The organism is Nocardia sp. BMG111209 (assembly GCF_000381925.1).
Taxonomy (GTDB): domain Bacteria; phylum Actinomycetota; class Actinomycetes; order Mycobacteriales; family Mycobacteriaceae; genus Nocardia.
Map to the genome: position 1 here is coordinate 3,453,236 of NZ_KB907307.1, position 18,227 is coordinate 3,471,462.

Annotated in this window: 17 protein-coding genes; 6 read left to right on the plus strand and 11 right to left on the minus strand. The window is 68.5% G+C overall.

The window, feature by feature from the left end; translation table 11 throughout:
- Positions 1-28 precede the first annotated feature (28 nt).
- A complete protein-coding gene (uvrB, locus tag G361_RS0115865) occupies positions 29-2,215 on the minus strand; it encodes an excinuclease ABC subunit UvrB (RefSeq protein WP_019928077.1) in 2,187 nt (728 codons plus the stop codon).
- Between the two features lie 214 nt (positions 2,216-2,429).
- Between uvrB and G361_RS0115870 the strand changes: the two genes are divergently transcribed.
- Together G361_RS0115870 and G361_RS0115875 are read left to right on the plus strand one after the other, a co-directional pair.
- Complete coding sequence (locus tag G361_RS0115870) at positions 2,430-2,984, plus strand: hypothetical protein (RefSeq protein ID WP_019928078.1); 555 nt, start codon at positions 2,430-2,432, stop codon at positions 2,982-2,984.
- A 51-nt stretch (positions 2,985-3,035) separates the two neighbouring features.
- Positions 3,036-3,569, plus strand: coding sequence for a DUF402 domain-containing protein (locus G361_RS0115875; protein WP_019928079.1), 534 nt, complete (start codon positions 3,036-3,038; stop codon positions 3,567-3,569).
- 47 nt (positions 3,570-3,616) lie between these two features.
- Here the strand turns inward: G361_RS0115875 and coaE are convergent, their stop codons facing one another.
- Positions 3,617-4,795: a dephospho-CoA kinase gene (coaE, locus tag G361_RS0115880; RefSeq protein WP_052172667.1), complete on the minus strand. Its 1,179-nt coding sequence runs from the start codon at positions 4,793-4,795 to the stop codon at positions 3,617-3,619.
- A 386-nt stretch (positions 4,796-5,181) separates the two neighbouring features.
- Between coaE and G361_RS51830 the strand changes: the two genes are divergently transcribed.
- Positions 5,182-5,316 carry a hypothetical protein gene (locus tag G361_RS51830; protein ID WP_369797899.1) on the plus strand — a complete coding sequence of 45 codons (135 nt, stop codon included), beginning with the start codon at positions 5,182-5,184 and terminating at the stop codon, positions 5,314-5,316.
- A gap of 92 nt (positions 5,317-5,408) precedes the next feature.
- On the opposite strand, the gene G361_RS0115890 is transcribed toward G361_RS51830, so the two are convergent.
- Positions 5,409-6,941 (minus strand): phospholipase C, encoded by a 1,533-nt coding sequence (locus G361_RS0115890; RefSeq protein WP_019928082.1) that lies wholly within the window; start codon positions 6,939-6,941, stop codon positions 5,409-5,411.
- Between the two features lie 204 nt (positions 6,942-7,145).
- Positions 7,146-8,606, minus strand: a complete 1,461-nt coding sequence (rpsA, locus tag G361_RS0115895) for a 30S ribosomal protein S1 (RefSeq protein WP_019928083.1) — start codon at positions 8,604-8,606, stop codon at positions 7,146-7,148.
- Between the two features lie 276 nt (positions 8,607-8,882).
- Here rpsA and G361_RS0115900 point away from each other — a divergent pair, with 276 nt between their 5' ends.
- A complete protein-coding gene (locus tag G361_RS0115900) occupies positions 8,883-9,755 on the plus strand; it encodes a class I SAM-dependent methyltransferase (protein ID WP_019928084.1) in 873 nt (290 codons plus the stop codon).
- 45 nt (positions 9,756-9,800) lie between these two features.
- Here the strand turns inward: G361_RS0115900 and G361_RS50335 are convergent, their stop codons facing one another.
- The 3 genes from G361_RS50335 to G361_RS0115915 form a co-directional block, all read right to left on the minus strand.
- Positions 9,801-9,962 carry a hypothetical protein gene (locus tag G361_RS50335; RefSeq protein WP_019928085.1) on the minus strand — a complete coding sequence of 54 codons (162 nt, stop codon included), beginning with the start codon at positions 9,960-9,962 and terminating at the stop codon, positions 9,801-9,803.
- Positions 9,962-10,801, minus strand: a complete 840-nt coding sequence (locus G361_RS0115910; RefSeq protein ID WP_026343086.1) for an SPFH domain-containing protein — start codon at positions 10,799-10,801, stop codon at positions 9,962-9,964. The genes G361_RS50335 and G361_RS0115910 overlap by 1 nt, the downstream gene beginning before the upstream one ends.
- Positions 10,802-11,136: 335 nt before the next feature.
- Positions 11,137-12,672 (minus strand): FAD-binding oxidoreductase, encoded by a 1,536-nt coding sequence (locus tag G361_RS0115915; RefSeq protein WP_036495127.1) that lies wholly within the window; start codon positions 12,670-12,672, stop codon positions 11,137-11,139.
- Positions 12,673-12,743: 71 nt separating this feature from the next.
- On the opposite strand from G361_RS0115915, the gene G361_RS0115920 reads away from it, so the two are divergent.
- Positions 12,744-13,679 (plus strand): LysR family transcriptional regulator, encoded by a 936-nt coding sequence (locus tag G361_RS0115920; protein ID WP_019928088.1) that lies wholly within the window; start codon positions 12,744-12,746, stop codon positions 13,677-13,679.
- A gap of 15 nt (positions 13,680-13,694) precedes the next feature.
- Here G361_RS0115920 and G361_RS0115925 read toward each other — a convergent pair whose 3' ends face one another.
- From G361_RS0115925 to G361_RS0115940, 4 genes are all read right to left on the minus strand, one after another.
- Complete coding sequence (locus tag G361_RS0115925) at positions 13,695-14,504, minus strand: amino acid ABC transporter ATP-binding protein (protein WP_019928089.1); 810 nt, start codon at positions 14,502-14,504, stop codon at positions 13,695-13,697.
- A 28-nt stretch (positions 14,505-14,532) separates the two neighbouring features.
- The gene (locus G361_RS0115930; RefSeq protein WP_019928090.1) at positions 14,533-15,459 is read right to left on the minus strand and encodes an amino acid ABC transporter permease; all 927 of its coding nucleotides are present in this window, start codon (positions 15,457-15,459) and stop codon (positions 14,533-14,535) included.
- Position 15,460: 1 nt separating this feature from the next.
- Positions 15,461-16,372, minus strand: coding sequence for an ABC transporter substrate-binding protein (locus G361_RS0115935; protein WP_019928091.1), 912 nt, complete (start codon positions 16,370-16,372; stop codon positions 15,461-15,463).
- A gap of 174 nt (positions 16,373-16,546) precedes the next feature.
- Complete coding sequence (locus G361_RS0115940) at positions 16,547-17,653, minus strand: isocitrate/isopropylmalate family dehydrogenase (protein WP_019928092.1); 1,107 nt, start codon at positions 17,651-17,653, stop codon at positions 16,547-16,549.
- 50 nt (positions 17,654-17,703) lie between these two features.
- On the opposite strand from G361_RS0115940, the gene G361_RS0115945 reads away from it, so the two are divergent.
- Positions 17,704-18,222 carry a 2'-5' RNA ligase family protein gene (locus G361_RS0115945; RefSeq protein WP_019928093.1) on the plus strand — a complete coding sequence of 173 codons (519 nt, stop codon included), beginning with the start codon at positions 17,704-17,706 and terminating at the stop codon, positions 18,220-18,222.
- Positions 18,223-18,227 lie beyond the last annotated feature (5 nt).

Here is an 18,227-nt window from a genome sequence, read left to right on the forward strand (position 1 = left end):
GGCCGGGCGGAAGGGGTTGTCCCGCAGCTCATTTCAGCCCGGCGGCGTCCATGCCCCGCAATTCCTTCTTCAGGTCCGAGATCTCGTCGCGCAGCCGGGCGGCGAGTTCGAACTGGAGTTCGCGGGCGGCGTTCATCATCTGATCGGTCATCTCCTTGACCAGATCCGCGAGTTCGGCGCGCGGCATGTTCTTGACGTCGCGCCCCTCGTAGACCCCGGCGCTGACCGCGCGGCCCGGCTCGCCCTGGGCGCGGCGGCCGCGGGTGACGTTGCGGCCGGAACCGCCGACCTCGACCTCCGTCTCCTCGGCCTCGCGATATACCTGGTCGAGGATGTCGGCGATCTTCTTGCGCAGCGGCGCCGGTTCGATGCCGTTGGCCTCGTTGTAGGCGACCTGCTTGGCCCGCCGCCGCTCGGTCTCGTCGATGGCGTTGCGCATCGAGTCGGTGATCTTGTCGGCGTACATGTGCACCTCGCCGGATACGTTGCGGGCGGCGCGGCCGATGGTCTGCACGAGGCTGGTGGTGCTGCGCAGGAAGCCCTCCTTGTCGGCGTCGAGGATGGCGACCAGCGATACCTCCGGCAGGTCCAGGCCCTCGCGCAGCAGGTTGATGCCGACCAGCACGTCGTACTCGCCGAGCCGCAGCTGCCGCAGCAGTTCGACGCGGCGCAGCGTGTCGATCTCGGAGTGCAGGTACCGCACCCGGACCCCGAGGCCCAGCAGATAGTCGGTGAGGTCCTCGGACATCTTCTTGGTGAGGGTGGTGACCAGGACACGTTCGTTGCGCTCGGTGCGCTGCCGGATCTCGTGGACCAGATCGTCGATCTGGCCCTTGGTCGGCTTCACCACGATCTGTGGGTCGACCAGGCCGGTCGGGCGGATGACCTGCTCGACGAACTCGCCACCGGACTGCCCCAACTCGTACGGACCCGGGGTGGCCGACATGTACACCGTCTGGCCGATCCGATCCGCGAACTCCTCCCAGGTCAGCGGGCGGTTGTCGACCGCGGACGGCAACCGGAACCCGAATTCGACCAGATTGCGCTTACGCGACATATCGCCCTCGAACATGCCGCCGATCTGCGGCACCGTGTAGTGCGACTCGTCGATGATGAGCAGGAAATCCTCGGGGAAGTAGTCGATCAGGGTGGCCGGCGCCGAACCGGCCGGCCGGCCGTCGATGTGGCGGGAGTAGTTCTCGATACCGGAGCAGAAGCCGACCTGACGGATCATCTCCAGGTCGTACTGGGTGCGCATGCGCAGCCGTTGCGCCTCGAGCAGTTTGCCCTGCCGCTCCAGCTCGGCCAGCCGGTGCTCCAGCTCGGACTCGATATCGCGCATCGCGCGGTCCATCCGATCCGGGCCCGCGATGTAGTGGGTGGCCGGGAAGATGCGCAGCTTGTCGACCTGCCGCACCACATCGCCGGTGAGCGGGTGCAGGTAGTAGAGCGCCTCGATCTCGTCGCCGAAGAACTCGATGCGGACCGCCAGCTCCTCGTAGGACGGGATGATCTCGACAGTGTCGCCGCGCACCCGGAAGGTGCCGCGGGTGAAGGCCAGATCGTTGCGGGTGTACTGGACGTCGACCAGCAGTCGCAGCAACCGGTCCCGGTCGATCTCGCCGCCGACCTCCAGCAGGATCGACCGGTCGAGGTACGACTGCGGCGTGCCCAGGCCGTAGATGCACGACACGGTGGCGACCACGACGACATCGCGCCGCGACAGCAGGCTCTGGGTGGCCGCGTGCCGTAGCCGCTCGACATCGTCGTTGATCGAGCTGTCCTTCTCGATATAGGTGTCCGTCTGCGCGATGTACGCCTCGGGCTGGTAGTAGTCGTAGTACGAGACGAAGTACTCGACCGCGTTGTTCGGCAGCATCTCCCGCAGCTCGTTGGCCAGCTGCGCGGCCAGCGTCTTGTTGGGCGCCATGAGCAGGGTGGGCCGCTGCAACTTCTCGATGAGCCACGCCGCGGTCGCCGACTTACCTGTACCGGTGGCGCCGAGCAGCACCACGTCCTTGTCGCCGCCGCGCAGCCGGTGCTCCAGCTCCGCGATGGCCGCCGGCTGATCGCCCGCCGGCCGATACTCGCTGATCACCTCGAACCGGCCGTCGGCCCGCTCGATCTCGCCGATCGGCCGGAACTCCGAATGCGCGAGGGGGGTCTTCTCCGCGAGGGTCGAATCGTCGGCGGGGATCTCGGTCGCGAAAGCCATGTCCCCAGGGTAGGACCAGGCACCGACAAGAAACATCGACCGCACGACATCACAGACCGCTTCCGCGGCCGCACACCGTGCCGGGCGACACGCGGTCGCCCGCGGCGCGCCCGGCCCCGGAGCCGATTCCGAGCCGTTACCCGGCGAACTCCCAGCACCGGGAGTTACCGTCCATCACACGACCGAACAACCACGAGCTGACAGGACTCCACCGATGTCCATCCAGCACATCTCCGCTCCGCAGACCAGCGGGCAGCCGGACACCACCGCACACCGGCCGCGGATCGAATACTTCGACCTCGCGGACCTCACCGGCACCGATTCGCGGGGTTTCGTCCACTCCGTGGAGACCTGCCACGCCACCGCCCGCGGGCTGTACGTGGCGCGCAAGGCCGACCGCGCCCCCTATCGCTATACGGAGTCCTGGCTGCTGCCCGAGTTGTCGCTGCGCGCAACCGTCCACCACGTCGGCGCGGCCCACGACCGCGACCAGATCCAGCATCTCGACCTCGGCGAGTTCACCCGGATCGGGCCGAAGCGCTGGAAGGCCATCCTGCACTATCTGGACATCACCGTGCACAACGGACATCCGCCGGTCCTGGGCGGTATCGACGAGCTGCTCGCCGCCCACACGGCCGGGTACGTCGATCGGCAGCAGACGCGGCAGATCTTCGAACGCGCGAACCACGTGGTCGCGGGCATCGCCGCGCACGAGCAGAACTTCGACCGCTGGCTGGCCGCCCAGGGTATCCGGCTGACCTGGCTGTGACCGGTCGGCGAATCGGGTGCGCCGCGCGCGCCGGCGGTAGATTCTGAGAACATGACCCAGGCGCACACGGTGAAGCTGCACCGTCCGAAGATCGAATTTTTCGATCTGGCCGACCTCACCAACACCGATCCGAAGGGGTTCGTGCGGCCCGTCGAGCGCTATCAGGTCGAACCGTGGGGCCTGTACATGGGCCGACCCGCCGATCATCCGGAGTTCCATTACATGGAGTCCTGGCTGCTGCCCGCGCAGTCGATCCGGGTCACGGTGTTCCACAACACTCCCGAGTTCCCGCGCGACCAGGACTTCTACCTGGACATCGGCGAATTCGGCCCGGCGACGCCGGAGCGATGGAAATCCGTCGACCACTACCTCGACATCAGCCTGCGCACCGGCCGCGGCGCCGACCTGCTGGACTCCGACGAGTTGCTGGCCGCGCACGCCGCCGGCTACCTGAGCCTCGACGAGTCCCGGCGGGCGATCGAGACGGCGGTGGCCGCCCTCGGCGGGATCGCCGCCCACGGTTACGACCTCGACGGCTGGCTACGGTCCGAGGGCGTCACGCTGACCTGGAAGGATCGCAACTGACGCCTGCCCGGCAATCCTGGCGGCCGCCCGGTACTCCTGCCGCCCGCTCAGTGCTCCTGCCGCGGCACCCGCGACCGGATCTCGTCGAACCACGGACCCTTCACCGCCAGGTAGGCGGCCGTCGCCGCCGGGCCCGACAACCCCGCGGCCTTCGCCTCCGCATCGCGTTTCACGCCCAGATACTCCGCACGAGCGTCGGCGTCCGCCCGCAGCCAGTCCCGGAAATCGAGGGCGAAGCGCTGTCCCGGTGAACCGTCCACGCGCACATGCAGATTCACCGCACGGCCCGGATCGGCGTTGCCGTGCATCCGCTGGGCCCAGGCGGCCGGATCGGTGCCCGGCTTCGGATCGTCCGTGGTGAGCTCGTCCACGCGCGGGAAGCCGATCACGGTCAGCGGCTCGCGCAGCGCGTCGGCGGCATCGAGATCGGCGACGGTGATCTGGAGGTCGAGGACATCCTGCGCCGGCAGATCCGGCACCGCGGTGGAACCGATGTGGTCGATGCGCCGGGCCGTGGCGCCGGCGGCGGTCCACAGCCGCCCGATGATCCGCTGCGCCGCGGCCGCCCAGCCCGGGTCGTGCGCGATCAGCCGGATCGGCCCGCGGGGGGCCCGGGTGCGGGTGCGCAGATGCTCCTCGAACGCCACCAGCCGCTCCCACAGCGCCGCCACCTGCGGTCCCAGCTCGTCCGGGCCACCGTTGTTGTCCAGCAGCACATCCGCGGCGGCCCGGCGCTGCTCGTCGGTGGCCTGGGCCTTGATCCGGACCAGCGCGTCGGCGGGGGCGATGCCACGGAACTCCTCCAGGCGCCGCACCCGCACGTCGGCGTCGGCCATCACCACGGCGACCAGGTTTAGTACGGCCCCCATCCCGTTCTCCACCAGCAGCGGGACGTCCTGCACCACGATCGCGTCCGCGGGAGCCGCGCCGAGCAGTTCGGCGGCGCGCTCACCGACCAGCGGATGGGTGATGCCGTTCAACGTCGCCCGGGTCTCGTCGCTGACGAAGGCCTTGGCCGCCAGCGCCGCCCGGTCCAACCGGCCGCCGGCGTCGAGGATGTCCGATCCGAACGCCTCGACCAGCGCGGTCAGCCCCTCGGTACCCGGTTCGACGACCTCGCGGGCGATCGCGTCGCTGTCGATGAGTACGGCGCCTCGTTCGACCAGCTGCCGAGACACCGTCGACTTGCCCGCGCCCATGCCTCCGGTGAGCCCCATTCGCAACACCGGATCAGTGTCGCATCCGCTGTCCGGATTCGCGCACGGCCCCGACCCTTCGCGCGCGGCGCGGCGGAGTACCCATTCGCCCCGCGGCTTGCACCTCCGCCGCCCGGGAAATTCCGTTCCGTGACGCGTGCGATATCGATTCGCAACTTTTTCGACCGTACCGGACCTCCGGTCGGCAAACTTCCGACATGAAAGGTCAAGAGTTGATCAACTTTCGACCGAACCCACTTTTGTTCCGCTACTCTCGCCGCGGGCGATCCAGGCCACAGCGAGCACACCGGCCACCTCGAGCGAGCGAAGGAAAAGCATTGGGCATCGACAACATCCAGACGGGTCGCCACCGACTGGGTACTTCCGGCACCGTGCATTGTCTGCACATTCCTGCCGTGGCAACCGCTCTCGCGGAATACCGACGCTCCTGGCTCACCACTCTGCTCAGTCCGGCCCGCCATCGATTCCCGCTGCTCCGCCGGCGCACCTTCGTCCCGATCCGGCGCTGGATGCCCGTCCCCGCCACCTGACAGCACGGAACGGTCACTGCCACAACACTTCTCGCATCCCGAAACCGGTACACTCCGTCCCGGCGGCGATCCGGGACGGAGTGCGTTGCGGCTCAGACGATTCCGGTGGGGCGACGCCGCGTACCCGGATCCTGTACCGGCATCCGGTTCGGCGGCACCGGATACGGTGCGCCCTTACCCGCATAACCGGCCGCGAGATTCGGGCCGCACTGGGCGAACGCGTTCGCGGTACGAGAATTCGGATCGGTCACCCGCGGCGGCGCGGCATCGGGTGCGGAACCGAAATCGAAGGCCGATGTCATATCTCCGGTGACACTGCGCCGCCACTTCGTCAGATTGGGCACATCGACGCCGAAACGGCGCTCCAGCAATCGCAATTGCGAGGTGTGGTCGAACGTTTCCGAGGCGACCAGGCCGCCGCGGGAATACGGCGAGATGACCCAGCACGGCACCCGATAACCGAGGCCGATCGGGCCCGTCACACCTTTGGCCGCGGGCACCCGCGCCAGATCGACGCTGAGGAATTCCCCCGGCGTGCCGGCCGGTGCGGTCGGCGGGGTCACGTGGTCGAAGAAACCACCGTTCTCGTCGTACATGACGATCAGCGCGGTCTTCTCCCACACCGCCGGATTCGAGGTGAGGATGTCGAGCACCTGCATGATGCCGACCGCGCCCAGCGCCGCCGGCAGCGCCGGATGCTCGCAGTTCAGCAGCGACGGGATCACCCAGGACACGGCCGGCAGCTGGTTCGCGGCCACGTCGGCGGCGAAGTCGTGCGGGTAGACCGGATCCTTACCGCGCCGCGACAGTTCGGAGTTCGGATCGGCGGCCTGCTTGAAGCAGCCCATCATGCCGTCCAGGATCACCGAGGAGATCGGGCCGACGTCGCGGTTGTTGTAGATCTTCCAGCTCACCCCGGCCTCGGAGAGATTCTCCGGGTAGGTGCGCCAGCTGTAGGCGTTCTGCGGGATCAGCGTCGGGGTCTCCACCAGCGGGCCGCCGGCGAGGCCGTCCGGGTCGATGCTCGCGGACATCCAGTACAGCCGGTTCGGGTCGGTCGGGCCGAGCACCGAGCAGTGGTAGTGGTCGCAGAGGGTGAACGCGTCGGCGAGTTCGTGGTGCACCGGGATGTCGGCGCGGGTGTAGTACCCCATCGCCGCGGGTCCGTTGCCGGGACCGACGCTGGCGATCGACATCGGCATCCACTGATCGTTGCGGCCGTTGTTCCAGGACTGGTGCATACCGGGCCAGCTGTGGTCCGGGTCGTTGATGCATTCGCCGTCGAGGGAGGCGCCCTGGTTGGTGTCGAGCCGGAACGGCAGCAGATAGCCGTCGGGGGTCGGGCCCGTGCCGGGCTCGTAGCCGTACTGCTTCCAGGCCGCGGACGGATCGTCGAAGCCGCGCACCCCGGACATCGTGCCGAAGTAGTGGTCGAACGACCGGTTCTCCTGCATCAGCAGCACGAAGTGCTCGATGTCGCCGAGGCCGCCCATCCCGGCCGGATCGGCGGCGTGCGCGCGCTCGATGATCGGATTCGCCCAGGACGCCAGCGCCGCCACACCGCCGACCGCCATCGCCTTGGCCAAGAATTCACGCCGGTTGTTGATGCCGTCGAAGAGCCCCATGCTGCCGCTCGAACCTTTCGTCCGCTGTGAAAGCCACATTTCACAGACAGCCGATGAGCGTAACCGACCCACGACCGACCGGTCTGGCCGACGGGTGAACACGAGACGAACCCGCGCCCGTTCCCCGCTCGCGCACACCGGTTCTGCTACCGGAACGGCCGGAGGCCCCGATCCGTGGATCGGGGCCTCCGTCGTTCGTGCGAATTACGCGTTGCCGGAGAGCTTCTCCCGCAGTGCGGCGAGCTGCGCGTCGCTGGCCAGCGAACCGCCGGCCGACTCGGTCGGCGCGGCGGCCTGCGAACCGGTCTCGGAGGAGTAGTTCGACGGCCCGCCCTTGGCGGCCTCGGCCGCGGCGTCGGCGGCCATCTTCTCCATCTGAGCGGTGTGCATCTTGTGGCGACGCTCCGCCTCGGCGTAGCGGCCTTCCCACTCTTCGCGCTGCTTGTCGAAGCCCTCGAGCCACTCGTTGGTGTCGGGGTCGAAGCCCTCGGGGAAGATGTAGTTCCCCTGGTCGTCGTAGCTGTCGGCCATGCCGTACTTCGACGGGTCGAACTCGGCGTGGTAGTCCTCGTTGGCCTGCTTCAGCGACAGCGAGATCCGGCGACGCTCCAGGTCGATGTCGATGACCTTGACCATCGCGTCGTCGCCCACGGCCACGACCTGATCCGGCACCTCGACGTGGCGCTCGGCCAGCTCGGAGATGTGCACCAGGCCCTCGATGCCCTCCTCGACGCGGACGAACGCGCCGAACGGCACCAGCTTGGTGACCTTGCCCGGCACGATCTGGCCGATCGCGTGGGTGCGGGCGAACTGCCGCCACGGATCTTCCTGAGTGGCCTTGAGCGACAGCGAGACCCGCTCGCGGTCCAGGTCGACGTCGAGCACCTCGACGGTGACCTCCATGCCGACCTCGACAACCTCGGACGGGTGGTCGATGTGCTTCCAGGACAGCTCGGAGACGTGCACCAGGCCGTCCACCCCGCCCAGATCGACGAACGCGCCGAAGTTGACGATGGAGGAGACCACACCCTTGCGGACCTGGCCCTTCTGCAGCTGGTGCAGGAACTCGCTGCGGACCTCGGACTGGGTCTGCTCGAGCCACGCGCGCCGCGACAGGACCACGTTGTTGCGGTTCTTGTCCAGCTCGATGATCTTGGCCTCGATCTCCTTGCCGACGTACGGCTGCAGATCGCGAACCCGGCGCATCTCGACCAGCGAGGCCGGGAGGAAGCCGCGGAGACCGATGTCGAGGATCAGACCACCCTTGACCACCTCGATGACGGTGCCCTTGACGGCCTCGTCCTTCTCCTTGAGCTCCTCGATGGTGCCCCATGCCCGCTCGTACTGCGCCCGCTTCTTCGACAGGATCAGCCGGCCTTCCTTGTCCTCCTTGGTGAGAACAAGAGCCTCGACCTCATCGCCCACGGAAACGACCTCGGACGGGTCGACATCGTGTTTGATGGACAGCTCGCGGGACGGAATGACGCCTTCGGTCTTGTAACCGATGTCGAGCAGGACCTCGTCGCGATCGACCTTGACGATGGTGCCTTCGACGATGTCCCCGTCGTTGAAGTACTTGATCGTCTTGTCGATGGCGGCGAGGAAATCCTCGGCAGAGCCGATGTCGTTGACGGCTACCTGCGGCGAGGTGACGGTGGTGGGCATGTGTGAGGTTGCTCCGGACGGATTGTGGTCGGTAGTGGACATGTGGGCTTTCGGTTTTGCTGTGAAGTCACAGCGGTGGCACTAACGTTGACATGCACAGCACCTCGCTGCGACAGCACAACGCTGTACTCACTGCATGCGTACTCACAGCACGTGCGTTTCAGCACGTACGTGTGAACACGCTTGCACTGAGGACACTCGCGGAAAACAGCGTACGCGAGGTGCAATGTGCCAAGCAAACAAGGGGTCCCCCGGGCAAGTCGATACTCTCCCATCATGCCCCATGATCACGCGGTCGCGCATGTCGAAGATCGACCGGCGACGCCCGATCCTCTGCTCGAAACCTCCCGGCCTGCGAAGATCCGGCTGGGTTCGGCCGCCAGCGAGCGCGCCAACCGGCGTTGGTGGGACGGTGACGCCTCCGAATACCACGCGACACACGGAGAGTTCCTCGGCGCCGACTCCCCCGGCGGCGAGTTCGTCTGGTGCCCGGAGGGGCTGCACGAGGGCGACTGGGGTCTGCTCGGCGATGTCGCCGGCAAACGGATCCTCGAGGTCGGCTGCGGCTCGGCGCCCTGTTCGCGCTGGCTGGCGGGGCGCGGCGGTCATCCGGTCGGGCTGGACGTCTCCCGGGGAATGCTGGACCGGGGTCTGGCGGCGATGGCGCGCGGCGGGCCGCGGGTGCCGTTGGTGCAGGCCGGGGCGGAGGCGCTGCCGTTCGGCGACGAGAGTTTCGATCTGGCCTGTTCGGCCTTCGGCGCGGTGCCGTTCGTGGCCGATTCGGCGCTGGTCATGCGCGAGGTGGCGCGGGTGCTGCGGCCGGGCGGACGCTGGGTGTTCGCCGTCAATCATCCGATGCGCTGGATCTTCCTCGACGATCCGGGGCCGAAAGGGCTGGCGGCGACCAATTCCTATTTCGACCGCAGCCCCTATGTGGAGGTGGACGCCGCCGGTGAACCCAGCTACGCCGAACACCATCGCACCCTCGGCGACCGGGTCCGGGAGATCGTCGCCGCGGGCCTGGTCCTGCTCGATCTGATCGAGCCGGAATGGCCGGAATTGCTGGACCGCGAGTGGGGGCAGTGGAGTCCGTTGCGCGGCGAGATCTTCCCGGGCACCGCCATCTTCGTCACCGCCAAACCCGAGTGATCGGTCCCGGATCTCCCGGGACCGAACTCCCGGATTTCCGGACGGTCAATTCTTCGGCATGCGGCCGACCTGTTGCAGGGCCAGCCGCAGCGCGTACTCGATCTGGGCGTTGACGCTGCGCAGGTCGTCGGCCGCCCATTTGGCGATGGCCTCGTGGACGGCCGGATCGAGCCGCAGCAGCACCTTCTTCGGCTCGCGCTTGGCCATCAGGAATACAGCGTCCCGGCGTTGACCACCGGGGTGGCCGAGCGATCACCACACAGCACCACCAGCAGATTCGACACCATCGCGGCCTTGCGCTCCTCGTCGAGTTCGACCATGCCCTCGGCGGTGAGCCGCTCCAGCGCCATGCCGACCATGCCGACCGCGCCCTCCACGATCCGGCTGCGCGCGGCCACCACCTGCGCGGCCTGCTGCCGGACCAGCATCGCCTGGGCGATCTCCGGCGCGTAGGCCAGATGGGTGATGCGCGCCTCGGTGACCTCTATGCCAGCCAGCAGGGTGCGCTCACGCAGTTCGGCGGTCAGTTCCTCGGCGACCTCGGTGCCGTTGCGCAGGCTGGTGTGGTGCGGTTCGTCGGAGTCGTACGGATGCGTGGTGGCGAGGTGCCGGACCGCCGCCTCCGACTGGGTCTGCACGTACTCCTCGTAGTCGTCCACCGCGAAGGCGGCCTTGAAACTGTCCACGACGCGGTAGACGACCACGGCCGCGATCTCCACCGGATTGCCGTCGGAGTCGTTGACCTTCAGCTTCTGCGTCTCGAAGTTGCGCACCCGCAACGAGATTCGCCGCTTGTTGCTCAGCGGGACCACCCAGTAGAAACCGGCCTCGCTCACCGAGCCGACGTAGCGGCCGAAGAACTGGATGACCTTGGCCTCGTTCGGGCCGAGCGTGGTCAGACCGGTGAGCAACAGTATCGCCGCCACGATCACGATGATCCCCAGCGGCGGCACCAGAGCCGCCAGCGCGGCGCCGACGACGGCGACGACCAGCAGGCCCAGCAGCATGAAGAACCCGTTGAGCCGAAAGGCCGGGCGAAGCTCCATGACATCCTCCCAATATTGAAGTGATATCACGAAGATAGTACGCGGGACCGCCGCCGTCCAGTGCCGGGGCAGCAGCCGGCCGACGGCGGCCGGTCCCGACGGCAGCCGGTCCCGACGGCAGCCGGTCCCGACGGCAGCCGGTCCCGACGGCAGCCGGTCCCGACGGCAGCCGGTCCCGACGGCAGCCGGTCCCGACGGCAGCCGGTCCCGACGGCAGCCGGTCCCGACGGCAGCCGGTCCCGACGGCAGCCGGTCCCGACGGCAGCCGGTCCCGACGGCAGCCGGTCCCGACGGCAGCCGGTGTCGTGTGGCCGACACTCGATCGCGTGCCGGGCTCAGTCCGCCGGGCGGATGTTGCGGTTGTGCCGGAACAGGTTGGCCGGATCGCATTCGGCCTTGAGAGCGGCGAGGCGGGTGTAGGTCGCGGGGGCGTACCCGGCGCGGGTCTGCGCCTCTCCCGCCCAATCACCCGCACCGTAGAGGAACGCGAGGCTGTGGCCGATCATCCACGGAGACAGGATGTTCCGGAATTCTTCGTGATGAGCGCGCAGGGCATCATGCGCCGCTGGGATGCCCGAATTGCTGCGCGCCTGCCCACCCGTGCCGGGTCGCGCCTGCCCGTCCGCGCTGGGCCGCGCCTCGCCACCCGCGCCGGACCGCGCCTGTCCATCCGAGCCGGGTCGCGGCTCTCCATCTGAGCCGGGTCGCGGCTTCCCGTCCGAGCCATTCTGCGGCTCCCCGCCGGTGATGATGCGGCCCAGGTAGGCCGCCTCGCGGTGGTCGATCGCGATCCCGGCCGGCCCGGGGCGGCTCAGCGCGCCACCGAGCCGCCGGAACCCGAGCACGGTCGGGATCTCCGAGTCCGCTCCCACAGCGTCCAGCAGCGCGTCGGTGGCGGTGGCGGTCAGGTCCGACACCAGGGCATTGGTCGCGGCGTAGGCGTGCGGGAAGTTCGGATCGCCGTGGATGGTGTGCGTTTCCGCGTACGGCATCGTGCGCAGCGTGTCGGCGAGGCGGGGGCCGACCGCACGCAGCGGCGCCACCAGCGCCTCGCCGTCGGCTCCGGAACCGGTCCACGCGACGGTGATCGTGGCAATGTACTTGCCGCGCAACGGTTCCGGGATCATCGGCAGATCGGGCATCGTCATCAGTGTGATGCTCGTATCCATCTCGCCGGGCACGGCCGAACTCCACTGCCGCCACTGCTCGAGGACGGGTTCCACCAGCGCCGTGCCGAAAGTCAGCTGCCCGCCGAACACCCGGGTGATCGGGAACAGCTCCACCTCCAGCGAGGTGACCACGCCGAAGTTGCCACCGCTGCCCAGTACCGCCCCGAACAGTTCGTCGCCGGGCGTCAGGTGGCGCGACCGGCCGTCCGCGGTGACCAGATCGAGTGCGCGGACATGGTCGGCGGCGTAACCGAAACTGCGGGCCAGGATGCCGAGACCGCCGCCGAGGTGGTAGCCGATCACGCCGACCGACGGGGAGGAGCCGTTCAGCGGGGCCAGCCCGCGCTCGACCGCCGCCGCGATCAGCGCGCTCGCCGGGGCGCCGGCCGCCACCCGCGCCGTGCGCGCCACCGAATCGACGGCGACCTCGGCCATCCGCCGGGTGGAGATCAGCAGCCCACCGTCGGCGGGTACCGACAGACCGTGCCCGGTGGCCTGCACGGCGATCGGAAGTTCCTGTCGCGCAGCATATTCCACGCCGATCCGGACATCCTCGGCGTCGGCCGCGCCGAGTACGAGCGCCGGCCGGTGAACGTAGGCGGTCTGGAATCCGGCGACCTCCTCGTCGAATCCCGGCTCGCCGGGCCGGAACACCGGGCCGGTGGTGTGGAGGCGGTCGGTCGAATGCGGTGTCGTGGTCATGAACTCCACGATTCCGCCGGATGGGTGAGAAGTAAAACAGATAGTTCTTCTGGTTACTAGAATGATCGGTTATGGAACTGCGGCAGTTGCGCTACTTCGTGACCGTGGTCGAGGAGGCCAACTTCACCCGGGCCGCGGCCCGGCTGCACCTGGCCCAGCCCGGCCTGTCGGCCCAGATCCGGCAGCTGGAACGGGAACTCGGCCAGCCACTGCTGGACCGCTCCGGCCGCACCGTCACACCCACCGCGGTCGGCGCCGCGGTACTGCCGCACGCGCGGGCCGCTCTGGCTGCGGCACAACAGGTCTCACATACCGTCGACGAGTTCACCGGCCTGTTGCGGGGCCAGGTCCGGATCGGGCTGATCTCCGGCGCCGCCGACTCCGAGGTCGACATCGCGCGGGTGCTGGCCGACTTCCACCACGACCATCCCCAGATCGGTATCGCGTTGACCGAGAACACTTCCGAGGCCATGTACGCCGCGCTGCGCCGCGACGATCTGGACATCGTGCTGATCAGCATCGCCGATGCCGAACTCGATCCGGCCGTGGCCACCGCGACCGTGCTGGAGACCACGATCGTCGCCGCCGTCGCCGCCGATTCCGCGGATTTCCCCGAGCGCATCGGCCTCGCCGAACTGTGTACCCACCCGCTGATCTGCCTGCCGCCCGGTACCGGCATCCGCCGGGTGCTCGACACCGCCTGTGCCGCACGGGGTCTGACCCCCAACGTGGCCTACGAGGCGGTCGCCCCGCCGTTGCTGATCCGGCTGGCCGCCCATCGCCTCGGCGTCGCCATCGTGCCGGCCCTGGCCCCGGCCGACGCGGCCGCACTGGGGGTCCGCACCCTCACGATCGATCCGCCGCTGTACGGCCGGCTGCTGCTGGCCTGGAACACCGACCGTCCGTTGAACCCGGCCGCGAAGATCCTGCTCGACCGGCTCCATATCGCCCTCGACGGCCTGGGCGATCCGGCCGCGAAATCGCCGGGGCGCAACGGATCCCGGTAAGGACCACCGGCCGGATCACAGGATGCGGGACAGGAAGACCTGTGTCCGTTCGTGTTTCGGATCGGCCAGCACCTCCCGCGGCGGTCCGGACTCCACCACCACGCCGCCGTCCATGAACACCAGTTGATCGGCAACCTCACGGGCGAAACCCATTTCGTGGGTCACCACCACCATGGTCATGCCGGTGGCCGCCAATTCCCGCATGACGGTGAGGACCTCGCCGACCAGTTCGGGATCGAGCGCGGAGGTCGGCTCGTCGAACAGCATCAGCTTCGGATCCATGGCCAGCGCGCGGGCGATCGCCACCCGCTGCTGCTGACCGCCGGACAACTGTGCCGGATAGCTGTCGGCCTTGTCCGCCAACCCGACTCGGGTGAGCAGATCCATCGCACGATCGGACGCCTCGGCCCGCCGGATCTTCTTCACCTGCATCGGCGCCTCGATGACGTTCTCCAGCGCGGTGCGGTGCGGGAACAGGTTGAAATGCTGGAACACCATGCCGATATCGCGCCGCTGCCGGGACGCGTCGCGCGGGCTCATCTCGTACAGCCGCCCGCCCTTCTCCCGATAGCCGATCAGGTCGCCGTCGACGTACAGCCGTCCGGCTTCGATCTGCTCCAGATGATTGACGCAGCGCAGGAAGGTCGACTTCCCGGATCCGGACGGGCCGATCATGCACAGCACCTCGCCGCGCGCGACCTCCAGCGAGACACCCTTCAGCACCCGCAGCGTGCCGAAGCTCTTGCACACCCGGTCCGCGCGGACCATCGGAACCGTCTCCCCGCCCGTGGCCTGCGACGGCGAAGTGCTTGCCGCGGAACTCATCTCACCGCTCCTCTCGACCGCACCGGCCTCACTTGCCGATCTCGTGAACCTGCGTCATCGCCCGCAGCTGCCGGGCGGTGAGCTGCCGCGAGACGCCGCGCGAGTAGTACCGCTCCAGATAGTGCTGGCCGATCATCAGCACACTGGTGATCGCCAGATACCAGGTGGCGGCGACCAGCAGCAACGGGATCGGCTGGAAATTGGCGCCGGAGATCGTGCGCGCCACGCCGTACAGCTCGGTGGTCAACGGGATCGCGGTGACCAGCGACGTCGTCTTCAACATGCTGATCAGCTCGTTGCCGGTCGGCGGCACGATCACCCGCATCGCCTGCGGCAGCACGGTACGCCGGATGGTCTGACCCCACGACATACCCAGCGCGATCGACGCCTCGCGCTGCCCGTCACCGACGGAATTGATACCGGCCCTGACTATTTCGGCCATGTACGCGGCCTCGTTGAGGCCCAGGCCGATCATCGCGAAGACGAACGGCTGCGACCAGTTCTGCACGTTCACGTGCAGCAGCTGCGGGCCGAACGGCACACCGAGATCAATGGTCTGATACAGCGAGGTGAACAGGCCCCAGAACAACAACTGGACGTACACCGGGGTACCGCGGAAGATCCACAGGTACAACCAGGACACCGCCCGCAGCACCGGATTCGGCGACAGCCGCATCACCGCGAGCACCATACCGAGTGCGACGCCGATCGACATCGCCAGCACGGTCAGCTCGAAGGTGACCAGCGCACCGTGCGAGATACGCGAATCGAACAGGTATTTGCGGTAGGTGTCCCAGCGGTAGGCCGGATTCGTCTTCGCGCCGTAGACGAACAGCGCCAGCAGGACGATCAGGACCCCGGCCGCCAGCCACCGGCCCGGCCGCCGCAGCGGTACCGCTGTGATCGGCTCGGGCTCCAGCTCGGCGGCCGGATCGGTGACCAGCGAATCCGGCATCTCAGCCCTTGGCGCCGTTGATCACCGACTTGGTGAGCACGCCCGCCTGCACGCCCCAGTTCTCGGCGATCTTGCGGTAGTCACCGGAGTCGATGAGATGCTGCGCCGCCGCCTGCAGCGCTGCGGCCAGCGGCGAGCCCTTCGCCACCGGCCAGCCGTAGGGGGCGGAGTCGAAGATCGCGCCGGCCAGCTCCAGCTTGTCCGCGTTCTGCTTCACCGCGTACTCCGTCACCGGCGAATCCGCCGAGAAGGCGTCCACCTGACCGAGGACCAGGGCGGTCGCGGCGCCGGCCTGATCGTCGTAGGGCACCGCGGTGATCTCGGGCTTGCCGGCGTCCTTGCACGCCTTGCTCTTGGCCGGCAGCTCGTCGGTCTCCTGCACGGTGGCGTGCTCGACCGCGACCTTCTTACCGCAGGCGTTGGTCGGATCGACCGACTTGCCCTTCTGCTGGGCCCACTGACTGCCGGCGGAGAAGTAGTCCACGAAGTCGACCGTCTTCTCCCGTTCGGCGTTGTCGGTGAACGACGACATGCCGACATCGAGCGTGCCCGCGCCGAGCGCCGGGATGATCCGCTCGAATTCGGACTCCTGATAGTCGGCCTTCACGCCGAGCACCGCGGCGACCGCGTCCAGCAGATCCACGTCGAAGCCGACGATCTTGCCGCTGGAATCCTTGAATTCGTTCGGCGCGTAGGGCAGGTTCACGCCGACGGTGAACTTGCCCGCCTGTTTGATCTTGTCGGGGAGTTTCGCCGCGATGTCGTCGACCTTCGCCACCGAGACCTTGGCGGTCGTCGCGGGGCCGCTGCCGGTCTCCGAGTTCTTGGAACAACCGGCCAGCACCAGCACCCCGCCGGCCAGGACACATGCGGCCCGCAGGGCGTACCCGCGGACTCCGGATCGAACGAACACAGCAAGCCTCCGTGTCTGACATCGTCATCCGGGCGGTGGGTCCAGGAACGTACCGGCGCCCGTCGTTGGAATCTAGGCGATTCGGACCGCCCGTGTCGGGCGGTTACCCAAGGTTGATCCGCGTGGAACATAACCCGGGCCGGACCCACCGGGGACGCGCGCACCCGGCGCGGCTCACCATCGGTGGATCCGGGCCCGGACCTGTTCGGTGAATTCGCTGGTCGACGCCAGACCGCCCAGATCGGCCGTGGCGACGCCGGCCGCGAACACCGCGGCGACCGCGTGCTCGATCCGTTCCGCGGCGTGTCGCAGGGCCGGCACATCGTCGCGGGCGCCGAGCCACTGCAACAGCATCGCCGCCGACAGTTGCAGCGCGGCCGGATTGGCCCGGTTGTGCCCGGCCAGCGCCGGCGCGGCGCCGTGCACGGCCTGTGCCATCGCGGTCGTCTCCGAGCAGTTGATCGAGGCGGCCAGGCCCAGCGAACCGCTCAGCTCCCCGGCCAGATCGGACAGGATATCGCCGAACAGGTTCTCGGTGACCAGCACGTCGTAATCGCCGGGGGCGCGGACCAGATGGGCGGCGGTGGCGTCGACGTGTTCGTCGTCGACCACGACCGCCGGATAGTGCGCGCGGGCCACCTCGCGGCAGACGTCGCGGAACAGGCCCGTGGTCATCGGCAGCACGTTGGCCTTGTGGACGATGGTCAGCCGCTTGCGGCGGCTCGCGGCCAGGCGGCAGGCGGTATGTGCGATGCGCTCGCTGGCCCGGCGGGTCACCACCGCCACCGACATCGCCACATCCTCGGTGGGCCGGAATTCGCCGGAGCCCGCGAACATGTTGCGGTCGGCGTAGAAACCCTCGCTGTTCTCCCGGACGATCACCAGATCCATCTCGGCGGCGGTCGAGCGCACCCCCGGGAAGGTGCGCGCGGGCCGGATATTGGCGTACAGCCCGAAATGCTTGCGGATGACACCGCCGGGCGGCGGGCCGAGCCGGTGTTCCGGCGGATAGGACGCGTTGTCGTGCGGGCCGAGGATCCAGGCGTCGAGTCCGGCGAGGGCGCGCAGGGTCGGCTCCGGCAGCGGGTCGCCGAATTCCGCGATCGCCGCCGTGCCCATCGGCAGCGGCACCCAGTCGACCGGCGGCACGCCGGCCGCCGTCAGCGCCTCGTCGACGACCTCCCGGGTCGCCCGCACCACCTCCGGCCCGATACCGTCGCCCTCGACGAGGCCCAGCCGTAATCCGCTGTCGCTTCCGGTCACCGGGTCATTCTCACCCATGGCCGAATCCCGGCGCGGGACCGTCGGACCGGATATGTTTGCGAACGATCATGGTTCAATCCGTCGAATTGCTGTTGGACGACGCGGCCGATGCCGAGGTCCGCCGACAGTGGCAGCTGCTCGCCGAGGCCGGGGTGCACAGTCCGGCCGCGGATCATCGGCCGCACGTCACGCTCGGCGTGGCCCGGCAGATCTGGCCGCGGATCGAACATGCCTTGGCCGCGTTGGACTTCCGGCCGATCTCGGCACGGCTGGGCGGCCTGCTGGTCTTCGGTGCGCGCAATCCGATCCTGGTCCGATCGGTGGTGCCGACCGAGGCGCTGCTGGACCTGCATCATCGGGTGTTCTCGATACTCGGTCCGTGTCCGGGAGTACCGGCAAATGTGCGGCCGGACGCCTGGACTCCGCATGTCACACTGGCCAGACGGTTGAAACCTCAGCAGGTCGGCGAGGCCGTGCACGCCGTCGCCGCGGATCGCGATTTTCCGGCAACATTTGTGGGTATTCGGCGGTGGGACGGCGACCGACGCCGTGACTGGCCCATCGCCGGCCGGGACGAGGGACGATAGCAGTC